The following is a 550-nucleotide window of genomic DNA, read 5'->3' as shown; positions in this document are numbered from 1 at the left end:
CCCCGGGCCTGCTCGGCCAGAAGGTTGTTGGCCTCGCCGGAATGGCGATGCGCTCCCAGCGGCACCACGCTCGTCGCGGGCGTGTCGGCCGCGACGCGCCGGAGAGCGGCCAGGCCGGCGGGGTCGCCGGCGATATCCGCGATCAGGATCTCGTGGGCGATGTCCTCGGTGGCGGCCGGTATCCGGCCGACGCAGCGGCTCGTCGTTACGGCGTCACGGCTGACGATCAGGATCGAGACGTCGCAGGCGGCGCTTCCGGATCGGCCAGGCGGGGCCGGACCCGGTGTCATGGATACGGGCCCTGGTGGAGAGGGGAAGAGGAGCTTCGCGCCCCGGCGCAGGCCGGCCAGCAGGACAGGCGGCAGGGCCGCGACCACGCGCCGGAGCGGGCCGGTCGCGCGCCAAGCCGTCGAGTGGGTCACCGCATCCCGCTCCAGGATTGCCGCGGCCAGCTGCAATTCGGCCCTGGCGCGGTCCTGGGCGGCGCGGAGCCGAGCGCCCGCCAGCTCCGCCTCGAGCCGCCAGGCCGGCATGGACGACGCGCCTGCCC

General features: G+C 75.5%; 1 protein-coding gene. It reads right to left on the bottom strand.

Going from position 1 to position 550, the window contains the following annotated elements; translation table 11 throughout:
* Positions 1-533 (bottom strand): glycosyltransferase family 2 protein (locus AC1DWF_RS37685; RefSeq protein WP_476843519.1); only part of this gene is annotated, 533 nt, incomplete at its 3' end.
* Positions 534-550: the final 17 nt, after the last annotated feature.

The organism is Aminobacter sp. P4_D5 (genome assembly GCF_056401815.1).
Note: the sequence above shows the minus strand (reverse complement) of the source record. Positions and strands in the feature narration are given on the sequence as shown.